Source organism: Psychromonas hadalis ATCC BAA-638, assembly GCF_000420245.1.
Lineage (GTDB): Bacteria > Pseudomonadota > Gammaproteobacteria > Enterobacterales > Psychromonadaceae > Psychromonas > Psychromonas hadalis.
The window spans coordinates 20,347-28,212 of the sequence record NZ_ATUO01000034.1; the positions used below are offsets into that span (position 1 = coordinate 20,347).

Annotated in this window: 7 protein-coding genes; 2 read left to right on the plus strand and 5 right to left on the minus strand. The window is 39.9% G+C overall.

What is annotated here, in order from left to right; translation table 11 throughout:
• Positions 1 to 150 precede the first annotated feature (150 nt).
• Complete coding sequence (gene glnS, locus G322_RS0106250; RefSeq protein WP_022940954.1) at positions 151 to 1,806, plus strand: glutamine--tRNA ligase; 1,656 nt, start codon at positions 151 to 153, stop codon at positions 1,804 to 1,806.
• Between the two features lie 239 nt (positions 1,807 to 2,045).
• On the opposite strand, the gene G322_RS0106255 is transcribed toward glnS, so the two are convergent.
• The 4 genes from G322_RS0106255 to G322_RS0106270 all read right to left on the minus strand — a co-directional run bounded on the left by G322_RS0106255 (position 2,046) and on the right by G322_RS0106270 (position 6,887).
• On the minus strand, positions 2,046 to 2,726 hold the full coding sequence (locus G322_RS0106255; protein WP_022940955.1) for an exonuclease domain-containing protein: 681 nt from the start codon (positions 2,724 to 2,726) through the stop codon (positions 2,046 to 2,048).
• Positions 2,726 to 4,570 (minus strand): DUF294 nucleotidyltransferase-like domain-containing protein, encoded by a 1,845-nt coding sequence (locus G322_RS0106260; RefSeq protein ID WP_022940956.1) that lies wholly within the window; start codon positions 4,568 to 4,570, stop codon positions 2,726 to 2,728. The genes G322_RS0106255 and G322_RS0106260 overlap by 1 nt, the downstream gene beginning before the upstream one ends.
• 295 nt (positions 4,571 to 4,865) lie before the next feature.
• The gene (locus tag G322_RS0106265) at positions 4,866 to 6,584 is read right to left on the minus strand and encodes a sodium:solute symporter family protein (RefSeq protein ID WP_022940957.1); all 1,719 of its coding nucleotides are present in this window, start codon (positions 6,582 to 6,584) and stop codon (positions 4,866 to 4,868) included.
• Between the two features lie 39 nt (positions 6,585 to 6,623).
• On the minus strand, positions 6,624 to 6,887 hold the full coding sequence (locus G322_RS0106270) for a DUF4212 domain-containing protein (protein ID WP_022940958.1): 264 nt from the start codon (positions 6,885 to 6,887) through the stop codon (positions 6,624 to 6,626).
• 295 nt (positions 6,888 to 7,182) lie between these two features.
• On the opposite strand from G322_RS0106270, the gene G322_RS0106275 reads away from it, so the two are divergent.
• Positions 7,183 to 7,548 carry a hypothetical protein gene (locus G322_RS0106275; protein ID WP_022940959.1) on the plus strand — a complete coding sequence of 122 codons (366 nt, stop codon included), beginning with the start codon at positions 7,183 to 7,185 and terminating at the stop codon, positions 7,546 to 7,548.
• Here G322_RS0106275 and G322_RS20055 read toward each other — a convergent pair.
• Positions 7,545 to 7,866 (minus strand): IS66 family transposase (locus tag G322_RS20055; RefSeq protein WP_022940960.1); only part of this gene is annotated, 322 nt, incomplete at its 5' end. The two genes, G322_RS0106275 and G322_RS20055, sit on opposite strands and share 4 nt — an antisense overlap.

The window sequence follows — 7,866 nt, forward strand, 5'->3', positions numbered from 1 at the left end:
GCTGACAGCTAATTGCTGTCATTGTTCTCTTTATAAAGACACTCTTCGGAGTGTCTTTTTTTTGCTTACAATTTACCTTTTTACTTGAGCTTCGCCACAGAATGTAAGATGATTGTCCTCTTAATTTTTTTGTTATTTCAGAGGTAGACAATGACTCAGGTTGAAACAGCCCCAAGCAATTTTATTCGTAATATTATTGAAGATGATCTTCAAACGGGCAAACACCAGTCTATCCAGACACGCTTTCCTCCTGAGCCAAATGGCTATCTTCATATCGGTCACGCTAAGTCTATCTGTTTGAATTTTGGTATCGCAGAAGATTACCCTAATGCGGCTTGTAATTTGCGTTTTGATGATACTAATCCGCTTAAAGAAGATGTGGATTACGTGCATGCGATTGAGAAAGATGTTACTTGGTTAGGTTTTAAATGGCAGGGTGAAGTGCGTTATTCATCAAACTATTTTGACCAACTTTATGCGTTTGCGATTGAACTGATTGAGAGTAATAAAGCCTATGTTTGTGAGTTAAGTGCGGAGCAAACGCGTGAATATCGTGGTAACTTGACATCGAAGGGTAAAAACAGTCCATTTCGAGATCGCCCTATTGCTGAGAACTTAGATCTCTTTGCACGTATGCGCGCAGGTGAGTTCAAAGAGGGCTCAATGATGCTTCGCGCTAAAATAGATATGGCATCTCCTAATATGAAGATGCGTGATCCTGTTATCTACCGTATCCGTTTTGCACACCATCACCAAACGGCTGATAAGTGGTGCATTTACCCAATGTATGATTTCACGCACTGTATTTCGGATGCGATTGAAGGAGTCACCCACAGTTTATGTACGTTGGAATTTGAAGATCACCGTCCACTGTATGAGTGGGTATTAGCGAATATCAGCATTGCCGCTAAACCGCGTCAAATTGAGTTTTCTCGTTTGAACCTACAATATACATTAACTTCAAAACGTAAATTAAGTGCTTTAATCGATGAGAATATTGTCACCTCTTGGGATGACCCCCGTATGCCAACTATCTCTGGTATGCGTCGTCGTGGTTATCCTGCTGCATCACTGCGTGAGTTTTCAAAACGTATTGGTGTGACTAAACAAGAAAATACCGTTGAATTGGCTTCATTAGAGGCGTGTGTACGTGAAAATTTAGAAGCTAATGGCCCACGTGTGATGGCGGTGTTAGATCCTATTAAACTCATTATCACTAACTATGATGAAGATAAATCGGAGTTATTAATTGCCCCAAATCATCCTAAAGATGAAAGGATGGGTACACGTAGCGTCCCTTTCTCTCGTGAGTTATATATTGACCGTGCTGATTTTAAAGTGGAAGGTAATAAAAAATATAAACGTCTGAAATTAAACAAAGAGATACGTTTACGTAACGCTTACGTTGTTCGCGCTGATGATTATAAAACCGATGAAACAGGTAATATTACCGAAGTTCACTGTAGTTATGATGCGGATACATTGGGTAAAAACCCTGAAGATGGTCGCAAGGTTAAAGGTGTTATTCACTGGGTTGATGCTAACAATAATCATCCTGCGGAGTTTCGACTCTACGACCGTCTGTTTTTAGTTGATAATCCAGCGGCAGAAGAGGATATCCACACGGCGTTAAATCCTGATTCATTAGTGGTTAAAAAAGGCTTTGTGGAAGTTAATTTAGCCGATGCTGAGCCTGAAAAAGCCTATCAGTTTGAGCGCGAAGGTTATTTCTGCGCCGATAATAAAGACTCAAGCGCAGAACACTTAGTCTTTAACCGCACAGCCGCACTACGCGCTACGTTTTAGTTTTTAGACGTGAAATGTTAGTTTCGTCGTGTTGATTTTTCTGAAAACAAGGCTGAACTAAAGTGTTACGTTTTAGTTTTTAGACGTGAAATGTTATTTTCGTCGTGTTGATGTTGCTGAAAACAAGGCTGAACTAAAGTGCTATGTCCGTGTATGGTGTGTTTTTTGGATATGAAGCTTTAGTTTCAGCGTGTTGTTTTTACTGAAAACAAGGCAGAACTAAACTACTACTTCCTATGTCAACGTATTAACTCAGAAACCTTTATCGCATCTAATCCACCCATTTGACTCACTTGTGCAAGTAACAGTTCTGCGCAAGAGAGTGCATCTACCAATGCATTATGGGCATCATAATGTGGAAGGTTATAACGGTTGCGACAATTGGTTAACCTTAGCTCTCCCTCTTTTATCATCGGTTGTTTGCGCAGCAAGCGTTGATGTTCTATCTGTAGGGTATCAATGGCAAATAGGCGATGCTTTTGTTGATGTTGCTTGTGAAGGGCTTGCTCTATAAAACTGAGATCAAGTGGGGCATGGTGCGCGACTAACACACTGCCTGTTGCTTCTGTCAGTAACCATTGTAACGCTTCCTCTAAAGACACTGCTTGCTGTAAATCGGCATCGACTAAACCATGTATGGTGGCACTTTGTCCGACACTGCCCTCAATTTTTATAAGTTGATGCTTACCTTGACTGATTTTTATCTGCCCATTAATAATAGGGATTAACCCGATACTGATGATCTGATCTGATTTTGCATTAAGCCCCGTCATTTCAAGATCTAACGCTAGCAAGGGGGCTTTTCTAATGGTTAAGTCAAGCAGGGGTAACAATGCTTGTTGATAGCTACGCAGTTGCTTGTCTTGACAGCGATATGATTGGTAGTGAATAACACTTTTTATAAACAGTTTAGCTAACATTAAAACTGCCTTAAGAACGTAAGTTTAATGCCACTTTGACTATCATCAATCACTTTAAACGCATCTTTGAGGTGATGGCGTGCAAGAGGCGATAGATTACTTGGTATCAGGTAGTTTGAAAGCACTAAACCTTGCTCATACTGAACACCTTGGTTAATAAGACGTTTATGGGCAATAAACTCTAATGCATCGATTAGGTTGAGCATATCTTGTTTGTTAATGCCTGTTGTGCCGATAAGCGCGGTTAAACGTTGTTTACTGTTCACGGCTGTTAAACCATTTGCCAGTGCGTAAATACGGGCTATATCATTAATTAACGCCACTCCTTTATGTTTTAGGTCGATGCCTTTCACCTCACTGCCATCACGTTCAATAACAAAATTTTTGAAAAAACCTAATGGTGCAATTTGTTGCACTGCATTGTGTGTGAGTGCTGCCAGAAAAATATCATTATTTTTAGTCTGCTTTAAGATATTGCTTTGTAACTGTTCAAATAGTTTATTGTCTCCATAGATGGGGCGCATATCGAAGAAAATAGTGGCATTAAGCAGTGCTTGTGGCTGTGGGGTGGTTATCCAGTAGCTGAAATTTTTCTGCCATTGTTGTAGTGAAATATTCCATTTAGGGTTTTTAGCCATGATATTGCCGGGGCAGTGAGGAAAACCACAACTGTTTAATCCATCACAGACTAATTCTGCAAGTTGTTTGAAATAACGTTTACTACTGTCATCCGTTTCAAATTCAAGTAGCAGAGCGTTATCTTGATCTGCCCCTGCTGCTTGGTCTTGTCTTGCTTGTGAGCCAAAAGATAACCAGCAAAATTTCATCGGTGCGTTGCCAAGTTGCAACTGAGCAATAAAAATCAAACGTTTTGTTAGGGCATCAGTGACTAAAGTTAAAATTCTCCCTATCTCTTGTGCTTTGGCATCACTGTTAATTAAGTTTTGTAATAGAGAGGGTAGTTGTTTACTGACTGTCACTAAGCTTTCAAGGTTATTTTGTCTGTCTATTTGACCGATGAGCAATAACGGTTGTGAGCTTTGGCTACGCATAATATCGGTGCTGGTAAGCATCGAGATAGGCAAACCATTTTCGACAATGGGTAGATGGTGAATGTTTTTTTCACTCATCAATAACATCGCTTCAAAAATAAGTGCCTCTTTTTGTGCGGTAATAGGATTTTTAGTCATTACCCTTTTGATTAATGTATCACCATTTAACCCCTTTGCGAGTATACGATTACGTAAATCACGATCTGTTAATATACCCGTGAGCTGTTGGTTATCAATAATAATCAGTGAAGAAACACGTTTTTCAGACATCAATATGGCCGCTTGTTGAATGGTTGAGTTGCTGTCGAGACTGATCAGTTTTTCTGAAATAAGCGAACTGATACGGCGGGTGGTTATCTGTTTTCTCTTTAGCTCTCCTTGATGGCGTAAGCGTTTTGCAAAAGCTTGATTAAAGAAACGATCAAAGGGCTGACTTGCTGCGCGCAGTTGATTAAAGCTTTTTAGGGGCAGTTGATAGATCAAACCATCTTCTAAAATATGGACTTTATTAACGACTTTTTCGCCTGATAACATACCGCTAAAACCAAAATATTGACCATCGCTAACACGATCAATAAGGTCTCCTTTTTGGGTTGTTACCTCAAATGCACCACTACGTACAATATAAAGTTGTGCTTCGTTACTGTCTACATGCACCAGTAATGCGTTTTTACTGTAATAAACAATAGATAAAGACTGGCAACATTGATGAATAAGCTGATCGTTTAAGATATCAAAAGGGGGAAGTGTTTTTATGAAGTTAGTGATAGGTTGCAGTTCAGTTATATCCATTAATAAGTCGCCTTTTAAAGTAAAAGGCAGAGCTAACGTTCTACTTCCTATGCGTTAATTGGAAGTAAAACGTTAGCTTTGCAGTTAGTGTTTAGGATCGGCTTCAAAATTACTTGCACTTTTGTTTTCAAAATAACCAGTCATTTAGGATTGGCTTCAACATTACTTGCAATTTTGTTTTTAAAATAGCCAGTTACTTAAGGCTTTTTGGAAACAATTTATCGCAAGTTATTTTGTAACGATTCCTTCAGGCTTTTTGAAAACAATTTAGCGCAAGTTATTGTGCAACGATTCCTTAATGATCTTGCGCCTCACCAGATCCTTTAGGGAAACGGATAGACTCGACCATATCAACCACTGATTGTGGTGTTGCTGCCGTTACTCTACAAACCGCGGCCGCGACTACAAAGTTAATTACCATGCCTAACATGCCGATACCTTCAGGTGAAATACCGAATAACCAATTATCCGATGTATTTGCACTTGGGTTTATAAACTTAAAGTAAGCAATATAAACCGTGGTAAACAGTAGACCTGCAAGCATGCCAGAAATTGCGCCCTCTTTATTCATTCTCTTAGAGAAAATACCCATGGTAATTGCAGGGAACAGTGAAGAAGCCGCTAGTCCAAAGGCGATGGCGACAACGGCTGCCACAAACCCCGGCGGATTAATACCAAAGTAACCTGCCATCACAATACCAGCAGCGGCTGCTAAACGTGCAAAGATTAACTCCTTTTTATCGGAGATATGTGGCATTAAGTTTTTCTTCAGTAAGTCATGTGACACAGAGGTTGAGATCACCAGTAATAGGCCTGCAGATGTTGACAGTGCAGCCGCTAAACCACCGGCAGCCATCAGTGCAATAACCCATGCTGGTAAATTTGCCATCTCAGGTGTGGCTAATACGATGATATCACGGTCAATTTTCATCTCATTGGCTTCACCTTTAGAGTATTGCATTTTACCATCACCATTTTTATCATCCCATTGGATTAAGCCTGTTTTTTCCCAGCTATTTACCCAGTTAGGTGCTTGTTCATGGGGAATACCTTTCCCATCTGTGCCATTGATCGATTCAATCATATTGACGCGAGAGAAAGCGGCAAGCGCTGGAATCGTTGTGTACATAATGGCGATAAACAGTAATGTCCAACCTGCAGAACTACGTGATGCTTTAACACTTGGCACAGTGAAGAAACGAACAATCACGTGTGGTAAACCAGCAGTACCAAACATGAGGGCGCCACAGATGAAGAACACATCAATCATGCTTTTAGAGCCTTGAGTGTATTCTGCAAAACCGAGTTCGGTAGAAAGACCATCAAGCTTATCAAGCAGATAGACACCTGAACTATTGCCACTTGCATCGAGCAATTCAGCGCCAAAGCCAAGTTGTGGGAAAACATGTCCTGTCATCATCACCGAAAGAAAGATCGCGGGTACCATGAAAGCAAATATCATCACACAGTATTGCGCAACTTGTGTATAAGTAATGCCTTTCATGCCACCTAAAACCGCATAGAAAAAGACCACACACATACCGATATAAACGCCTGTATCTACCTCTACCTCTAGGAAGCGAGAGAATACAACACCAACGCCACGCATTTGACCCGCAATATAGGTAAAGCTGATAAAGATCGCACACACAACAGCAACAGTACGTGCCGTTTGTGAATAGTAACGATCGCCAATGAAATCTGGTACGGTAAATTTACCAAATTTACGCAGGTAAGGCACCATTAAGAGAGCCAGTAGTACGTAACCTCCCGTCCAACCCATGAGGTAAACACTGCCATCATAACCAACAAAGGAAACGATACCAGCCAAAGAAATAAATGACGCTGCTGACATCCAGTCAGCTGCTGTTGCCATCCCATTTAGTATCGGTGGAACACCACCGCCTGCGACGTAGAACTCTTTCGTTGAAGTTGCACGTGTTTTGATTGCGATACCTATGTATAACGCAAAGGTAACGCCAACAATTAGATAAGTTAATGTTTGAACATCCATCTTTATTACTCCCTATTATTCGTTTATTTGTTTACTTACCTACTCATCGACGCCGTATTTTTTATCAAGTGCATTTGCTTTTTTTACGTAGACAAAAATTAGTATCAAAAACACATATATCGCACCTTGTTGAGCAAACCAGAATCCTAGTTTAAAGCCCATAAACTGTATCTCGTTTAGCGCATCAACGAACAAAATGCCACACCCAAACGAAACCAGTGCCCAAACAGTTAATAAGGAGACAACGAGTTTTATATTCTCGTTCCAATATTTTTTTGCTGTATCTTCACTTTCAAAACTCATTTTTATTCCTTTTTGATCAGTTATGTATCACTTGTTAGTCGATATATTTCCACCTCTGAAAAGACAATGTTAATAGTATGTTAAATGCATTTAATTGTTAGTCAGGTAGCGAGGCTTAGATCATGTTTTTGTGAGAAAATTTTGTGATGTCGCTCGTATAAAAACAGATCACTCTCTTTTTTGTGATGCAGTTAACCTTTGTCTTTTGTTTATTTATTTTTATATCGCGCTATTTATTTGCAGAAAATAGTGAGGGTTCCATACTGTATTGGTCGGGCAGATAAAGGAGACCATAATGTACATTATTAAGCTCGTTTGTATGTTTACATTAAGCCTATTGGCAATGAAGAGTTTCAGTCAGTCTATTGTTGTGTGGGATCGGTTGCTCACTCACCCCAATTCAATGGTGCCAGATTTATTAAAGCGTGCTTTGGAGGTGACAATTAAAGAGTATGGTGTTTATCAACTTATTCCATCTGAGGTAATGGAACAAGGAAGGGTAATAAAACAGTTACAGGCAAACCGTGTTGATATTGCTGTTTTTGCACCCAATGAAGAAAGAGAGAAAGTTACAATTCCCATTCGTATTCCCGTAACTGGATCACTACTTAGTTATCGTATATGCCTTATTCAACGTAAGCGTCTGGGTAATGGCACCTAGCTACGCTTAATATTCCATGGTAGCAACGCATCAATATCATTCGGGTTTTCAGCAATCTGCTGCAAGCAGGTTGCGATATAATCATGAACAATAAGATCATTCGCTTTTGCTGTTTCAACCAAACTATATAAAATTGCACTCGCGTTCGCACCTGTATTGGTGTACGAGAATAGCCAAGCCTTACGACCTATCACAAAGGGCTTCACTGCACGCTCTGCTCGATTATTATCAATGCTTAACCTGCCATCTTCGAGATAACGCTGGAATTTTTTAAATTGATTTAAGCTATAATTAATAGCCTCTCCCAATTTACTTTTA

Bases quoted from the DNA above. Each gene is read 5' to 3' on its own strand.
- glnS (WP_022940954.1), top strand. From the start codon at position 151: ATGACTCAGGTTGAAACAGCCCCAAGCAATTTTATTCGTAATATTATT.
- G322_RS0106255 (WP_022940955.1), bottom strand. From the start codon at position 2,726: ATGTTAGCTAAACTGTTTATAAAAAGTGTTATTCACTACCAATCATAT.
- G322_RS0106260 (WP_022940956.1), bottom strand. From the start codon at position 4,570: ATGGATATAACTGAACTGCAACCTATCACTAACTTCATAAAAACACTT.
- G322_RS0106265 (WP_022940957.1), bottom strand. From the start codon at position 6,584: ATGGATGTTCAAACATTAACTTATCTAATTGTTGGCGTTACCTTTGCG.
- G322_RS0106270 (WP_022940958.1), bottom strand. From the start codon at position 6,887: ATGAGTTTTGAAAGTGAAGATACAGCAAAAAAATATTGGAACGAGAAT.
- G322_RS0106275 (WP_022940959.1), top strand. From the start codon at position 7,183: ATGTACATTATTAAGCTCGTTTGTATGTTTACATTAAGCCTATTGGCA.